At 69.1% G+C, this 14,380-nt stretch carries 12 protein-coding genes and 1 pseudogene; 7 read left to right on the forward strand and 6 right to left on the reverse strand.

The features are described 5' to 3' along the window. Positions 1 to 196 precede the first annotated feature (196 nt). A pseudogene (locus tag BC793_RS47955) lies at positions 197 to 412 on the reverse strand (phosphoketolase family protein); the annotation flags it as partial. 234 nt (positions 413 to 646) lie between these two features. Between BC793_RS47955 and BC793_RS47960 the strand changes: the two are divergent. The 3 genes from BC793_RS47960 to BC793_RS47970 all read left to right on the forward strand — a co-directional run bounded on the left by BC793_RS47960 (position 647) and on the right by BC793_RS47970 (position 2,551). Then, positions 647 to 1,405 (forward strand): DsbA family protein, encoded by a 759-nt coding sequence (locus tag BC793_RS47960; RefSeq protein WP_109603327.1) that lies wholly within the window; start codon positions 647 to 649, stop codon positions 1,403 to 1,405. After that, positions 1,402 to 2,022 carry a vitamin K epoxide reductase family protein gene (locus tag BC793_RS47965; RefSeq protein ID WP_203896684.1) on the forward strand — a complete coding sequence of 207 codons (621 nt, stop codon included), beginning with the start codon at positions 1,402 to 1,404 and terminating at the stop codon, positions 2,020 to 2,022. The genes BC793_RS47960 and BC793_RS47965 overlap by 4 nt, the downstream gene beginning before the upstream one ends. 124 nt (positions 2,023 to 2,146) lie before the next feature. Continuing rightward, positions 2,147 to 2,551 (forward strand): winged helix-turn-helix domain-containing protein, encoded by a 405-nt coding sequence (locus BC793_RS47970; RefSeq protein ID WP_239170758.1) that lies wholly within the window; start codon positions 2,147 to 2,149, stop codon positions 2,549 to 2,551. Positions 2,552 to 2,953: 402 nt separating this feature from the next. Here the strand turns inward: BC793_RS47970 and BC793_RS47975 are convergent, their stop codons facing one another. Then, positions 2,954 to 5,680, reverse strand: a complete 2,727-nt coding sequence (locus BC793_RS47975; protein ID WP_211340670.1) for a DUF6493 family protein — start codon at positions 5,678 to 5,680, stop codon at positions 2,954 to 2,956. Between the two features lie 272 nt (positions 5,681 to 5,952). On the opposite strand from BC793_RS47975, the gene BC793_RS47980 reads away from it, so the two are divergent. Then, positions 5,953 to 6,579 carry a bifunctional acetaldehyde-CoA/alcohol dehydrogenase gene (locus BC793_RS47980; protein WP_239170757.1) on the forward strand — a complete coding sequence of 209 codons (627 nt, stop codon included), beginning with the start codon at positions 5,953 to 5,955 and terminating at the stop codon, positions 6,577 to 6,579. Positions 6,580 to 6,615: 36 nt separating this feature from the next. On the opposite strand, the gene BC793_RS47985 is transcribed toward BC793_RS47980, so the two are convergent. From BC793_RS47985 to BC793_RS47995, 3 genes are read right to left on the reverse strand one after another with little or no spacing between them, the layout of a single operon-like run. After that, on the reverse strand, positions 6,616 to 8,196 hold the full coding sequence (locus BC793_RS47985) for a hypothetical protein (protein ID WP_109603330.1): 1,581 nt from the start codon (positions 8,194 to 8,196) through the stop codon (positions 6,616 to 6,618). After that, positions 8,193 to 9,095: an ABC transporter ATP-binding protein gene (locus tag BC793_RS47990; protein WP_109603331.1), complete on the reverse strand. Its 903-nt coding sequence runs from the start codon at positions 9,093 to 9,095 to the stop codon at positions 8,193 to 8,195. The genes BC793_RS47985 and BC793_RS47990 overlap by 4 nt, the downstream gene beginning before the upstream one ends. Continuing rightward, on the reverse strand, positions 9,092 to 9,898 hold the full coding sequence (locus tag BC793_RS47995; RefSeq protein WP_109603332.1) for a MerR family transcriptional regulator: 807 nt from the start codon (positions 9,896 to 9,898) through the stop codon (positions 9,092 to 9,094). The genes BC793_RS47990 and BC793_RS47995 overlap by 4 nt, the downstream gene beginning before the upstream one ends. A 123-nt stretch (positions 9,899 to 10,021) precedes the next feature. Between BC793_RS47995 and BC793_RS48000 the strand changes: the two genes are divergently transcribed. The 3 genes from BC793_RS48000 to pflA all read left to right on the forward strand — a co-directional run bounded on the left by BC793_RS48000 (position 10,022) and on the right by pflA (position 14,138). Next, on the forward strand, positions 10,022 to 10,663 hold the full coding sequence (locus tag BC793_RS48000) for a response regulator (protein ID WP_109603335.1): 642 nt from the start codon (positions 10,022 to 10,024) through the stop codon (positions 10,661 to 10,663). A 392-nt stretch (positions 10,664 to 11,055) separates the two neighbouring features. Continuing rightward, positions 11,056 to 13,317, forward strand: coding sequence for a formate C-acetyltransferase (gene pflB, locus BC793_RS48005; protein WP_109603333.1), 2,262 nt, complete (start codon positions 11,056 to 11,058; stop codon positions 13,315 to 13,317). Further along, positions 13,314 to 14,138 carry a pyruvate formate-lyase-activating protein gene (gene pflA, locus BC793_RS48010; RefSeq protein ID WP_239170756.1) on the forward strand — a complete coding sequence of 275 codons (825 nt, stop codon included), beginning with the start codon at positions 13,314 to 13,316 and terminating at the stop codon, positions 14,136 to 14,138. The genes pflB and pflA overlap by 4 nt, the downstream gene beginning before the upstream one ends. Before the next feature lie 61 nt (positions 14,139 to 14,199). Here the strand turns inward: pflA and BC793_RS48015 are convergent. Then, on the reverse strand, positions 14,200 to 14,380 hold a 181-nt coding region (locus BC793_RS48015), incomplete at its 5' end, for a phosphoketolase family protein (protein WP_146246806.1).

Consider the following 14,380-nt stretch of genomic DNA (forward strand, 5'->3'; position numbering starts at 1 on the left):
CTCCTCGTTTCGGTCCGCCGGATTCTGCGACCGGCGGAGGGGTCTGCATGCCGACCGTAGGGACGGCCGACAAAAAGGCGTCCGGCGCCGCACCCCCGAGGAAGCGAGAGCGCCGCAGCAATGGCTGGCAGCGTCACAGCGGATGTGGCCGGGCTTCCAGCACCGTCACCGTCGCTGATGACACTATCCGAGGCCGCACGATGTCCGGGTCACGGTCGCCGTCGTCGGTGCCGGCCCACTCCCAGATGCCGGCGCCCTTGCGGCAGTGCTCGATCGCCTGATCCATGTCGAGCCACTGCAACTGCGGCTGCTTGTCGATGACGATCAGGTTGACGTACGACCGGGAGCGGAAGCAGTGGTCGGCGACCGACAGCAGGGTGTTCGCGTCCGGCGGCAGGTAGACGCGGGCCACGTTGCCGCGCTGGGGTTGAGCACCACCTGGATGAGGGTTCGGCGTGGCGGTGGGAGCGTGCACGGGTGATCTACTACCAACGGTCCCGCCGAATAAGGGCCTTTTGCCTTGTTGGCCGTCGGCGTATCAGCCACGCTGAACAGTGAAAAGGCCCTGTGCGGAGCCGTCACCTCACCCGAACTGACTCGAGGCGCGGGAACGCTCGGGGGTGTTGGTGGCTGAGGGGATGACGCCATGGGGAAGCAGGCACGAGACCGGTCCAGGGACCTCCGCAAGGCGCAGACAGCGATCGCCGAGCAGCGGGGGAAGCGCCGGCCGCTGGTCGTGGGAGGCATCACGGTCATCGTGGTTCTGCTTGTCGCGATTGTAGTGGCCGTGGTGAATGCGGTAGGTGACCGCGATCCCGCAACCAGCTCGGGTGCGCTGGTGGCTCCGAAAAGCGCCACCGCGGCCGGGGCGCTGGTACTCGGACAGGCAGCCGCACCGGTGAGGTTGGAGGTGTACCTGGACTACATGTGCCCGTTCTGCGGCCGGTTCGAGCAGGCCAACAGCGGCGAACTCGACAAGCTGATGGCTGATGGCACGGTACGGCTGGAGCTGTATCCTCTGTCGTTCCTGGACCGGATGTCGGAGGGGTCACGGTACTCCACCCGCGCAGCGAATGCGGTCGCCACGGTCGCCGACCGGGCGCCGGAGAAGGCGGCAGCCTTCAATGAGGCATTGTTCGACAATCAGCCGCAGGAAGGCACTGAAGGCCTGTCGAATGCCCGGATCGCCGAACTGGCTCAGCAGGCAGGTGTACCGCAGGACGTCGTCGACGTCCTCGACGATCACATCTTCGAACCATGGATCGCGAAATCCACCGAGGCAGTGTTCGACACCGGAATTTCCAGCACACCCACCGTGAAGATCAACGGCGAAGTCTTCAAGGGTGACCTTTACACCGTCGGCGCACTCACTCAGGCGGTCATTGCGGCGAAAGGTCAGCAGTGAGCGTCATCCTGGCCGGGTTTCGGCAGGCACGGCACTCCAACGTCTGGATCTTCGGCACGATGCTGTTCTCCGCGTGCCTGAGCCTGCTCGCCTCGTTCGTACTGTCGATCGACGCAGTCCGCCTGGCCGCAGACCCGGACACCGCGCTCTCCTGCAACATCAACTCGGTGATCAGTTGCGGCGCCGTCGCCACCTCCTGGCAGGCGGGACTGTTCGGCTTCCCGAACGCGTTCCTCGGATTGGTCGCCGAACCGGTCGTGATCACCATTGCGGTCGCCAGCCTCGGTGGTGTGCGGTTCCCGCGCTGGTTCATGTTCGCCGCGCAGGTCGTCTACACCCTCGGGGTAATCTTCGCGTACTGGCTGTTCTACCAGTCGATCGCGCATATCGGAGCGCTGTGCCCGTGGTGCTTGCTGGTCACGGTCTCCACCACCCTGGTGTTCACCACCCTTACCCACGTCAACATCCGTGACGGCAACCTACCCGTCCCGGCCCGGCTGCGTTCGACGCTAAAGTCTGCGATCGAGGCTGACCTGGACGCCATCGCGGTGACCATCTGGCTGCTCCTCCTGGCCCTGCTCGTGGTGACCAAGTACGGCTCGCAGCTGTTCGGTTGATCGGCTAGACACCTATCAGGGTCGAGGTCTCGATCGGGTCCAAAAGTGACTCTTCTGAGGGATCGAAGGTTCCGGTTGGGATCAGTTGTGCTGGTGGTATGCGGTCTGGCGATGGTCGAAGTCGGTGTACCAGTGGCGGCGGGCCTGGGCCTGCGGGGGTGCCGAGGCGCTGGCCAGCAAGGGCGCCCCGGGGCCGGAACCGCGGTTGTCTGATGAGCAGTTGTCGCGGTTGAAGCAGCGCCTCGGTGAGGGGCCGGCGGCGGCCGGGTACGGCGATGACCAGCGGTGGACCCTGGCCCGGGTGGTCGCGCTGATCGCCGCGATGTTTCACCTGCGGGTCTCGATCACCACCGCCTGGCAGGCCATGCGCCGCCTCGGCTACACCGCGCAGATGCCGATTCACTGGGCGAGCGAACGTGACGAGGACGCAATCGCCCACTGGGGCGGGTATCAGTGGCCGTCGCTGAAAGGGTCGCCGCCAGGAGCGGCGCGTGGATCTGTTTCGCCGACGAGTACGGGCAGACGTTAAGGGCGCACAAGGCCACGACCCGGGCGCCGAAGGATGTGACCCCGGTCGTCACGGTGACCGCGAAGGCCCCCGTGCGGGTGTCGGTGGCCGGGCAGTGGTGTTACCGGCCCGGCCACCGCTTCGCCAGGTGTCCGCGCCGCTTCGATGCATACCAGCCAGCCGTGGCGGTTCGTGAGGCTGCTGGGCCCGCCCTGCCCGGGGTGTGTTTCTTCCTGAGTGGCTTTCTCGATGTTGGTCGGGCCGCCAGGTCGTATCGGTCCTGGTAGCGGCTGGTGTGGGTGCGTTGGTGTTCTTGCTGGACATGAAACTTCCAGTAGGCGGGAAATCGCCGTTCGCGATTACGGCTCGCAGCAGGAGCACGGCCCTGCGCCGGCCGCCTCGGTCGTGGCGAGCGGCAGCGGGTCAGCAGTGCAGGGCGTCGTGGAGGCGTTTCGCCTCGCGTACCAGCCGGGTGCCACCCCCACGGTGGGCGACCTCGGCCAGCCCGGGAATCTGCTGTCGTGCGCCGACCGCCGAGGCGACCTGTGCGGCGAGCATGAGTAGATCCGGCAGCCCGCGAGGCGCCGGTGCGAGTAGGACCGGAACGGCTCCCGTCAGCAGTTCCCACACCGCGGCGGACGCGCCCGCGGCGTGGGCGTCGCCCAGGCCGGGCACCACCCGGGTCAGTTTGACGGTGCCGTCGCCGCACAGGTCGCCGAGGTCGGCGCCGAGCCGGGCCGCGAACGGGGCCGAGTCGGCGGCCAGCGCCAGGAACGCGTCCACGGCGGCGACCCGGTCGGTGTCGTGGCGGGCTCCCAGCCCGTAGGCGACGGCGAGCGACATCGCCGGGCCGGGTGGGCCGCCGGCGGTGGCGAGCAGCGGCAGCAGGCCGGCTTCGCCACGATTGTCGAGGTCGGCGAGGGCCGCAATCCGGGGTAGTCCCCACGCCGCGATCACTTCACGGTGGTGGGGCAGCACCATGGTGCGCAGGTCGGCGGCGAGGGTGGGTTCGCGGGCGAACCAGTCCGGCTCCGGTGGGTGGGTCAGGGTGACGAGCCGGGGTTCGAGGCGTAGGTCGCGCATGGCGGTGGGAGCGAGGTTGGCCAGCACCCGGCGTGGCGCGAACGGTGACGTGGCGGAGAGACGGAACGTCGGCCCGGAGCGTTGTTCCCAGCGGGTGCTGATCGGGTCGGGCAGTCCGCCGGCGGTGATCCAAGCGGCGAACCGGTGGCCGGCGGGGCTGGTCAGCCTCGCCGCCCGGGCCGCCAGGTCGCCGGCGACGGTCCGGGGCGTCCGCAGCAGCGCCTGTTCCAGGTCCAGCTGCCAGGGCTGCCAGCCGTCGGCTTCGGCGCGGCACAGCCGGTCGAACAGCGTCTCGGCGTCGAGGTTGCCGTCGACGTGGGTGGGGGTGGACACCAGCATCGGGACCGGTGTGGCCGCGATGTTCATCGCGATCTCGCAGACGCGCAGCGGCAGCACGCCGTCCGGGCCGGTCGGCAGCACCGGTGTGTTCGCGGGGACGGGCCCGCCGTCCCGGGCCGCGCGGACGGCCTCGGTCATCCGTGCCCAGCCGGGGCCGCGCTGGTCGGGCCGCAGGACGGCTTGGATCACCTCGCCGAGGAAACCGGCCGGCGCCTGGTGGCGCAGCGGGCCGACCCACAGCTGTGCCGAGCATCGTTTCAGTACCGGGTCGAGGGCCGCCGCCAGGTCGTCGCGGGCGACGGTGGCACCGAGACCCACCAGCCCGGCGAGTACCCGTTCCCAGCGCACCGCCGACTCGTCGTGCACGATCGCGACGATCTCCTCGGCGAGTTCGGCAACGTCGGTGATCGGCGGCGGGAACATGGCCGGCGGTGGCGGTGAAGGCAGCGCCGGCATCCCTGCCGGCGGCCGGGCAACGGGCACCGACGACGGCGGGGCCTGGACGGGTGAGGGGGTGGCGGCCGGCGCAGGCTCGAACAGTGCTGCCGCTCGGGCGGCGACGTCACCGGTGAGCACGGTAGCGGCCTGGGCAAGCCGGGCGGTGGTGGCGGTGTCTAGGCGGGTGCGGTGGCGTGCGATCGTCGCCAGGGCTCGGTCTTGGATGTCGAGGGCCGGGTGTTCGAACGCGGCGGCGGCCGTCTCGAGCACCTCACCGGCCCGGCCCGGCTCGCGGGCGGCCACCTTACCCAGCCAGGTCAGTTGCGCTTTCACGAAGGCTTTCTCCGGGCGGCGAAGGGCGCCCTCGCTCGCCTCGATCAGCGTGTCGAGGTCGAGCCGGCCGGCGGCGTCGACGGCGAGCAGGGCCCGCTGCGCGACTCCGGCGACCGCCGGCGGGGCCTCGGCGAGGATCCGGGTGAGCTCGGGCAGGAAGCCGGCGAGTTCGTCGACGGTGGGTGCGAGGGTATCGAACTGCACCACGAAGGGCCTCAGGGCCGCCGTCCGGTCGCCGCGGGCGAGCCTGTCGACGGTGGCGGCCAGGATCCGGCGCCGGTCGAGGCGGCCCTCGGCGACCAGCTCGGCCACCACGAGGGGCAGGACCGGCCGGGGATCGTCGCGGTCGGCGGTCGTGTCCCAGGACTGCTGGGCCGCCGCGTCACCCAGGCCGTCGATCTCGAAGACGGCGGGTAGCAGCAGGTCCAGCCACGGGTCGTCGCGCAACCGGGTCGCCAGCGGCGGGTGCCGCACAAGCCCGCGGGGCCGCAACAGGTCCCTGAGCCAGCCCCGCACGACGCCTTCGGTGACCGGTGGCACCGCACCGGACTCCAGCAGCAGCGCCGAGGTCAGCCACCAGCCGCCGCCGCGGGCCGGCAGGCGCTCGGTGAGCCGGACGGCGAGCTCGCCCAGCCACGGCAGCGCGCGGGCCCGGAGGACCCGCAGCAAAGGTTCAGGGTCGTGGACGGCGGAGTTCCATGCGGTGCGCAGCTGTGCCCGGGTCAGCAGGGCGACGACGCGGGCAGTGGACGGCATGCAGGCGAGAGTGGCGAACACGTGCAGGGGCGCCGGGTCGCGGTCGAACGACAACCCGTTCGGACGGGCCAGGATCCGGTCCTGCACCTGGTCGGCGAAGGCGAGCCGCTGCTGCTCGCCGGCGGCGACGAACACGTCGGCGAGCTTGCCGAACGCTTTCCGCAGACCCAGCTCCTCGACCGTCTCCCACTCCAGGCTCACACCGTCACCCACCCCATGTCGATCATGACGTCGACCGTAGCCGGTGGGTACGACATTTGGCTTTGATGTAGGGCCTTGAAGATCGATTCGGGGCTTCGTAGGGTGCGTCGGGTCGGGTCCTTCCAGTACGGTTCGGTATACGACTGGTAGCACCGCTCTGGCGGTGACTCCTGTGATTCTGATCGTTCGGCTGGTATGGCCGCCCGGCGCACGGGATCGCTGTTCGGGAACCCGCGGCTGCGACACGAGCTTCGATGGACCGCTGCTACCGAATGTCTGGATTGTCGGTCTACGCCAACGACTTCACCGACGGCCTGGCCCTGCACGCCATCCGGCTGATCTTCGCCAACCTGGAACAGTCGGTGGTGCACGGCGACATCGAGGCCCGGGAGCGGATGCACAACGCCGGCACCATCGCCGGGATGGCGTTCGGCAGCGCGTTCCTCGGCATCGTGCACGCCATGTCGCATACTCTCGGCGCCACGTTCCACATCGCCCACGGTCGGACCAATGCGGTGCTGTTGCCGCACGTGATCCGCTACAACGGGACCCCGCCGTCGAAGCTGTCCGGCTGGCCGAAGTACGAGAGTTACCGGGCGCCGCAACGATTCGCAGAAATCGCGGGCATGCTCGGCCTGCCGGCCGGTACCCCCGCCGAAGCCGTGGAAGCCCTCGCCGCAGCGGTCGAACGGCTCCGGGCCGCGGTCGCAATCGAAGCCTCGTTCGCGCAGCTCGGCGTCGACGAGAAGGCGTTCCTGGCCGCCCTGCCGCAGCAGGCGTTGAACGCCTACGAGGACCAGTGCGCGCCGGCGAACCCGCGGATGCCGATGCTTGACGACATGCAGGAGCTGATGCGCGCCGCTTTCCACGGAACCGGCCACGACCAGTCGCAGCAGTGACCTGAGAACCCGGTCGCCGGCCGGCCCTCTCGCGGGTCAGCCAGCCCGCAGGTCACGACGGGCGGCGCCGGCTGACCCGGCCAGTACCAGCAGCGTGCCCGCCGCGGCGAGCCACAGCAGCGGGCCGACCGGCCGGTCGACGCCGGCGATGTCGGGAACGTGCTGGAAGAACCCTAGGTCTTGAATCCGGTCGGGTACACCGAGCAGGTCACCGAGCAGGGCGAGCAGGCTGCTGGCGGCCAGGGGCAGCCACGCCAGTGCGGCAAGGCGGGGCAGCGCACCGATCAGCAGGGTGGCGCAACCGATCATCGCCGCCGCGGTCGGCCACTGACCGAGGGCGTAGGCGAGGCTGCGGGCGGCGATGTCGTCACCGTCGAGGAACATCGGTGTGATCACCGCGGTGATCACACCGGTCACGGCGAGGACGACCGCACATCCGGCGGCGGCGACCGCGGCCTGCGCTGCCATCGGCGCCCACCGGCGTACACCGGTGGCCAGGACCTGTCCGGTCAGACCGGTGTCCTCGGCATGTCTTGCGGCCAGTACGGACAGGATCGCGAAGACGGACACGACGATCCCGATCACGGTGCCCCGGTAAGCGAGGTATCCGGCGGCCGGATCCCCGGTTCCGAGTTGGGCGCCGAGAAACCCGCCGACCTCACCGTCGCGTTGCTGCTCGACGGCTCCGGAGCCCATCGCGGCGAACAGGGTACCTATGGCGGCGACGGTCACCGTCCAGACCAGCAACGACGGACGCGCCAGCCGTGCCTGCAACCCGACCATGCCATGCACCCGCAACCGGCCGTTGCGGGCGTCGCGCCGCCGTAGCAGACCGGCCCCGAACTCCCGTCGCGCTGCCACCAGCACCGCGAGGACGACCAGGACCAGCACGGTGAGCAGCCCCGGGAGCAGAGCCGTCCAGCGGTCGACGGTGAACGGCTCGACCACCGCACGTAGCCCGAGCGGGCTCACCCAGTTGAGCCAGCCGACCTGCTGGGTGTCGGCGACCGCCCGGACTGCGAAGGCGACCCCCAGCGCCCCGAAACCCCACAGCCGCGCCTGACCGGCACTCGGCGCGACCTGCGCCGCCAGTACGGTGACGGCGGAGACGGTCAGGAACGTCACCCCGACGACCGCGGCGAACATCACGGTGCCGGACACGCTCACCCCATCGGACTGCCCGGCGGTGACCGTGATCGCGACGGCACAACCGGCCGTCAGCAGCACCGCCGCTCCGGTCAGAATGGTCAGCGCGCTGTACAGCGGCCGCAGCACGGTGACACCGCAGCCGCGCAGCAGTTCGAGGGACCCGTCGTCCTCGGCGGCGCGGGTCACCGCCACCGCGGTGAGTACCGCCATGACTGCGGCGAGGATGGTGACGAACGCGCCGATCTCCCAGGCGAACATCTGCGCGGCAGCGCCGGGATCCGGCAGCCGCCCGTACAACAGGGTGCTTCCGGGGTTCAACTGGGCGAGTTCGACGGCGGTCCGGCGCTGCCCCGCGGTGGGATAGGTCTGTTCGTAGGTGGACAGCGTGCAGCACAGACCTATCAGCGTGAGCGGCCAGCAGGTCAGCAGCAGCCGGTTCCGGAGCACCAGTAGCCGGGTCAGCGTCATCGGGCCGCCACCTCGTAGTGGCGCAGGAACAGGTCCTCCAGCTTCGCCGGGGTGCAGGTGATGTCGTCGGCGCCGGCTTCGGCCAGTACGCCCAGAACGGCGGGCACCAGAGGGCGGGGAACGGCAGTGCGCAGGATGCCGCCGTCGGTGGTGACGGTCACGCCGGTCCGGTGCAGCCGTTGCACGACAGTGTCGGCGTGCCCGGAGGACAAACGGGCGGTTACGGTGGATGCTGCGAGGTGGCGCATGTCGGCCAGTCGTCCGGATTCGACGAGCCGGCCGTCCTTGATGATGGTCACCGTGTCACAGACGTCTTCGACTTCGGCCAGGATGTGGCTGGACAGCAGGATCGTGCGCCCGGCCGCGACCGCGTCGTGGACACACTGCTGGAACACCTCTTCCATCAGCGGATCCAGCCCGGAGGTCGGTTCGTCGAGGATCAGCACATCGGTCGGGGCGGCGAACGCGGCGACCAGCGCGACCTTCTGCCGGTTGCCCTTGGAGTAGGTGCGCACCGACCGGCGGGTGTCGAGCGCGAAGGCGGCAGCCAGACGCTGTTCAGCTGCTTCATCGCGGCGGCCACGGAGACCGGCGAACGCGTCGAGGACCTGTTGTCCGGTCAGGTTCGGCCACAGGGTGACCTCGCCGGGAACGTAGGAGATTCGGGAGGTGACCGCGGCGCCATGGGTCGCCGGGTCGAGGCCGAGAACCCGAACCCGGCCGGCGGTGGCCCGGTACAGGCCGAGTAGCACCCGGATGGTGGTCGACTTGCCGGCCCCGTTGGGGCCGAGGAATCCGTGTACTTCGCCTCGGGCGACCTGCAGGTCGAGGTGGTCGACGGCGGTGAAGGAGCCGAAGCGCTTCACCAGCGTGCCCGTGTCGATGACCGTGTCCGTCATGCTCCCTGCCCTTTCTCGATCATGGTCAGAACGGCGTCACCGATCACCTGGGCGATAGGCCGCTGTGCCGGGTCGGCGAGCCGGACGTAAAGGTCGACGGCACGGCCGGCAACGTCGAGGTCGATGCCCTTCAGGAGACCGTGAAGGTCTGCGCCGACGTGCCGGGTGACCCGGGCGACGACCGCGTCGGCGACCCGGTCCAGCTCCAGCGGCTCCAGACGATCGCCCTGCTGGACCCGCTCGGCGATCTGGCCGAACAGCGCCGAGCTCTCGGCGAAGGCAGCCTCGGTGAACCCCTCGTATACGGCCGCCGATTGCGGTGGCATGTCACCGCGGTAGAACGCGAGTTCCATGAAGTCGCGTTCCCGGCGGATCACCCGACGCGTCTGCGGATCCCCGGCTCGTTCGTGCATCTGATCGTAGAAACGCACCATCGCTTCCGGCATCGGCGACAGGATCCCGCCGCGTTCGGCGGCGCCAATCAGGTTCAGCAGCCGGCCACGCCGGTCCGCCAGCCGTTGCATCTCCTCGTCGAGGGCGGTGACGGCGGCTTGTAGATCGGCCAGAGCCGGTTGTGTCGCGTCTACCACCGGGCCCGGTGGGTCGAGCATCGCGGCGATTGTGGCCAGCGGGATCCCCGCCTGTGTCAGCCACCGGATCCGTACCAGCCGGGCCAGATGCGAGAGGTCGTAGTCGCGGTGGCCGTTCCGGCGTTCCGGGATCGCCAGGAGATCGATCTGATGGTAGTAGCGGATCGTCCGGACGGTCGTCTCGGTGAGGTCCGCCAGCTCTGCGATGCGCACCAGGTCAGTGTCTGCTGTGACGTAACGTCACAGTCAACCCTGCTCCCGCGCCGTGCCCACCGACGCCGCCTACCTTGCGGCCCATTTTTGCCGGGCCCGTCGCTGGACGGTAAGAAGATCCCCATGATTCGTGTATTCCTGCTCGACGACCACGAGGTGGTTCGCCGCGGTCTCATCGATCTGCTGCAGGCCAGCGGCGACATCGAGGTGGTCGGCGAGTCCGGCTCGGCACAGGAGGCGACACGCCGGATCCCGGCACTGCGTCCCGACGTCGCCGTCCTCGACGGCCGGCTGCCCGACGGCAGCGGCATCGACGTCTGCCGGGACGTGCGAGCGGTCGACTCGACCATCAAGGGCCTGATCCTGACTTCGTACGAGGACGACGAAGCACTGTTCGCCGCGATCATGGCCGGCGCGTCCGGATACGTTCTGAAACAGATCCGGGGTAACGATCTGGTCGACGCGATCCGTCGCGTGGCCGAAGGCCAGTCCCTGCTGGACCCGGCGATCACCCAGCGGGTGCTCGAACGCATCCGCCACGGTGTGGAACAGCCCCGCGAACTGGCCGGGCTCACCGACCAGGAACGCAAGATCCTCGAGCTGATCGCCGAAGGCCTGACCAACCGGGACATCGCCGGCAGGATGTTCCTGGCCGAGAAGACGGTCAAGAACTACGTGTCCAGCATCCTGGCCAAACTCGGCCTGGAGCGCCGGACCCAGGCAGCGGTCCTGGCCACCCGCCTGCTCGGTGAGCACCCGCACTGACACATCCGGGCTACCGAACCGCGGATCAGCGAATCGGTAGCCGTGGGCGAATCCGGGATGCCCCGTGATCGTGGCGGCGATCCGGGCCTGAAGACCCTAGGCGGCATGACTTTGGCCGGAGATCCTGAAGGTGAGGCGGCCGTAGTCGGGTCAAGACATCAACCGCATCAGGGAGCCTGGCCCGCCGTGAAGGAGACAGTGATGCGAGCATCACTCACCGTGGCTGCGGCGGCTCGCGACCCGCTCGGGCCAGCCCTTGCGGGCTCAGGTTTCACCGGAACGGGTCGAAACAGCAACCGGTGGACGCAGCCACGAACTCCCGTCGGGCCACGGCCGGGCGATCCGCCGGTTACCCACCGGCCCCTTCAGCACACGACCTGGGGAGATTGACAATGAGTGCATCCGTCCTGGACGCGACCGCGACCGGTATGGACCCTTGGCGGGGGTTCGCTGGCGACGTGTGGCGCACCGGCATCGCGGTGCGCGACTTCATTCAGGCCAACTACGAGCCGTATGCCGGTGACGCGTCCTTTCTGGCCGGCCCGACCGAGCGGACCGCCGGCATCTGGGCGAAGCTGTCGGCGATGTTCCCAGCCGAACGGGAACGCGGCATCTACGACGTCGACGCGGGCACCCCGTCGACTATCACCAGCCACCAGCCCGGCTACATCGACAAGGGCAACGAGTTGATCGTCGGGCTGCAGACCGACGCGCCGCTGCGCCGCGCGATCATTCCCAACGGCGGCTGGAGGATGGTGGAGGGCGGTTTGAAGGCCTACGGGTACGCGCCCGACCCGGCCATCGCGGAGATCTTCACCAAATACCGCAAGACCCACAACGCCGGCGTATTCGACGCCTACACCCCCGACATCCTGGCCGCCCGCAAGTCGCACATCATCACCGGCCTGCCCGACGCGTACGGCCGTGGCCGGATCATCGGCGACTATCGCCGGGTCGCTCTCTACGGCGTCGACCAGCTGATCACGGCGAAGCAGGCCGACAAGGATGCCTGCGCCACCGGCGACATGACCGAGCAGACGATTCGCCGCCGGGAGGAACTGTCCGAGCAGATCCGCGCCCTGGCCGAGCTCAAGCAGATGGCCGCCTCCTACGGATCCGACATCTCCGGCCCGGCGACGACCGGCCGTGAGGCGATCCAGTGGCTGTACTTCGCCTACCTGGCCGCGGTGAAGGAGCAGAACGGCGCCGCGATGTCGCTCGGCCGTACCTCCACGTTCATCGACGTCTATCTGCAGCGCGACATCGCCGAGGGCCGGCTGACGGAGAGCGGGGCCCAGGAGCTGGTCGACGACTTCGTGATCAAGCTGCGGATCGTGCGGTTCCTGCGCACTCCGGAGTACGACGAGCTGTTCTCCGGCGACCCGACATGGGTGACCGAGTCGATCGGCGGGATCGGCACCGACGGCAGGCCGCTGGTCACCCGGACCAGCTTCCGTTACCTGCAGACCCTCTACAACCTGGGCCCGGCACCGGAACCGAACCTGACCGTCTTCTGGTCGCCGCAGCTGCCGCAGGGCTTCAAGGACTTCTGCGCGCAGGTGTCGATCGACACGAGTGCCATCCAGTACGAGTCCGACGAGCTGATGCGCCCGCGCTTCGGCGACGACACCGCGATCGCCTGCTGCGTGTCGGCGATGGCCGTCGGCAAGCAGATGCAGTTCTTCGGCGCCCGGGTCAACCTCGCCAAGACCCTGCTGTACGCGATCAACGGCGGCCGTGACGAGAACTCCGGCGCTCAGATCGGCCCGGCCCTGCCGCCGATAGAGGGCGAGGTCCTCGACTACACGCAGGTGGCCGAGCGGTTCGACACGATGATGGACTGGCTGGCCGCCACCTACGTCAACGCGCTCAACATCATCCACTTCATGCACGACAAGTACGCCTACGAGCGCATCGAGATGGCTCTGCACGACACCGACGTCCTGCGCACTCTGGCGTGCGGGATCGCCGGCCTGTCGGTGGCCACCGACTCGCTGTCGGCGATCAAGCACGCCACCGTGCGGCCGGTCCGTGACGAGCGTTGCCTGGCCGTCGACTACACCGTCGACGGAGAGTTCCCGACGTACGGCAACAACGACGACCGCGCCGACACCATCGCCGTCGGGCTGGTCGAGTCGTTCATGGCGAAGATCCGAAAGCACCCGACGTACCGGAACGCGGTGCACACCCAGTCGGTGCTGACGATCACCTCGAACGTCGTGTACGGCAAGCACACCGGCAACACCCCGGACGGCCGCCGCGCCGGCGAGCCGTTCGCGCCGGGCGCGAACCCGATGAACGGCCGCGACAAGCACGGCATGGTCGCCGCCGCGCTGTCGGTGGCGAAGCTGCCGTACGAGCACGCCCAGGACGGCATCTCGCTGACCACCACCGTCACGCCGAACGGTCTGGGCAACAGCCGTGCCGAGCAGGTCCGCAACCTGGTCGGGGTGCTCGACGGCTACACCGCGACCGACGGGTTCCACATGAACGTGAACGTGCTGAACCGGGCCACCCTCCAGGACGCGATGGCGCACCCGGAGAACTACCCGCAGCTGACCATCCGGGTCTCCGGCTACGCGGTCAACTTCGTACGCCTGACCAAGGAACAGCAGGCCGACGTCATCTCCCGCACCTTCCACGGTTCGCTGTGAACGGCGCCGTGATCCACCGTCCCGACCTGGGCATCACCCCGGTCGGGGCACACCCGGCACCGCACGGCGAGCTGGTCGCCTCCGTGCACTCGTGGGACGTCGTCACCGCCGCCGACGGCCCCGGAACCCGGTTCGTCACCTTCTTCGCCGGCTGCCACCTGCGCTGCCTCTACTGCCACAACCCGGACACGTGGGAAGGCCGTAACGGCCAGCACGTGACCGTCGACGACCTGGTCGCGAAGATGCTGACCTTCAAGGCGTTCATCACCGCGTCCGGTGGCGGTGTGACCGTCTCCGGCGGGGAACCACTGCTGCAGAACCATTTCGTCGAGGCGTACCTGCGCCGCTGCAAGCAGGAAGGCATGCACACGGCGCTGGACACCGCGGGGTTCCTCGGCGCCCGCGCGAGCGACCAACTGCTCGACGACACCGACCTGGTACTACTCGACGTGAAGTCGAGCAACCCGGAGACGTACCGGAAAGTGACCGGTGTTGCCCTCCACCCGACCATCACCTTCGGTGACCGGCTCGCCGCTCGAGGCAACCGGATGCGGATCCGGTTCGTGCTGGTGCCCGGCCTGACCGACGACCCCGACAACATCGCCGGCATCGCGGACTTGGCCGCCCGGTGGGGCAACACCGAACACGGTGGGGTGGTCGAGCAGGTCGACATCCTCGGCTACCACCGCCTGGGCATAGCCAAATACAAGGAGCTAGGTCTGCGTTACCCGCTGGCCGACACCGTGCCGCCCACGGCCGAGCAACTGGCTGCCGCCGCCGCGCATTTCACCGACCGCGGGCTCCGCGTGACGACCGCCTGAAGCCGTGTAAGACCGTCTCTTACGCCGTGTCCATCGCATCGGCCAGTGCACGACTCGTCGGTCAGTGCTCGGCCCAGTCGCCGAGCGACCAGTCTCGGACCTCGGGCATGTCCTCGAGATGTTCGACCACGTACTTGTCGTGCTTGGCCAGCTGCGCCTCGCACCAGGCCTTGACTTCGCTGGCACCGGCCGGCAGCCGCCGGGCGTTGTTGATCGCGTCGATCACCAGGTGGTACCGCGAC

The sequence above is a fragment of the Actinoplanes xinjiangensis genome (assembly GCF_003148685.1).
Classification (GTDB): domain Bacteria; phylum Actinomycetota; class Actinomycetes; order Mycobacteriales; family Micromonosporaceae; genus Actinoplanes; species Actinoplanes xinjiangensis.

Bases quoted from the DNA above. Each gene is read 5' to 3' on its own strand.
- BC793_RS47990 (WP_109603331.1), bottom strand. From the start codon at position 9,095: ATGACGGACACGGTCATCGACACGGGCACGCTGGTGAAGCGCTTCGGC.
- pflB (WP_109603333.1), top strand. From the start codon at position 11,056: ATGAGTGCATCCGTCCTGGACGCGACCGCGACCGGTATGGACCCTTGG.
- BC793_RS47960 (WP_109603327.1), top strand. From the start codon at position 647: ATGGGGAAGCAGGCACGAGACCGGTCCAGGGACCTCCGCAAGGCGCAG.
- BC793_RS48000 (WP_109603335.1), top strand. From the start codon at position 10,022: ATGATTCGTGTATTCCTGCTCGACGACCACGAGGTGGTTCGCCGCGGT.
- BC793_RS47985 (WP_109603330.1), bottom strand. From the start codon at position 8,196: ATGACGCTGACCCGGCTACTGGTGCTCCGGAACCGGCTGCTGCTGACC.
- BC793_RS47980 (WP_239170757.1), top strand. From the start codon at position 5,953: ATGTCTGGATTGTCGGTCTACGCCAACGACTTCACCGACGGCCTGGCC.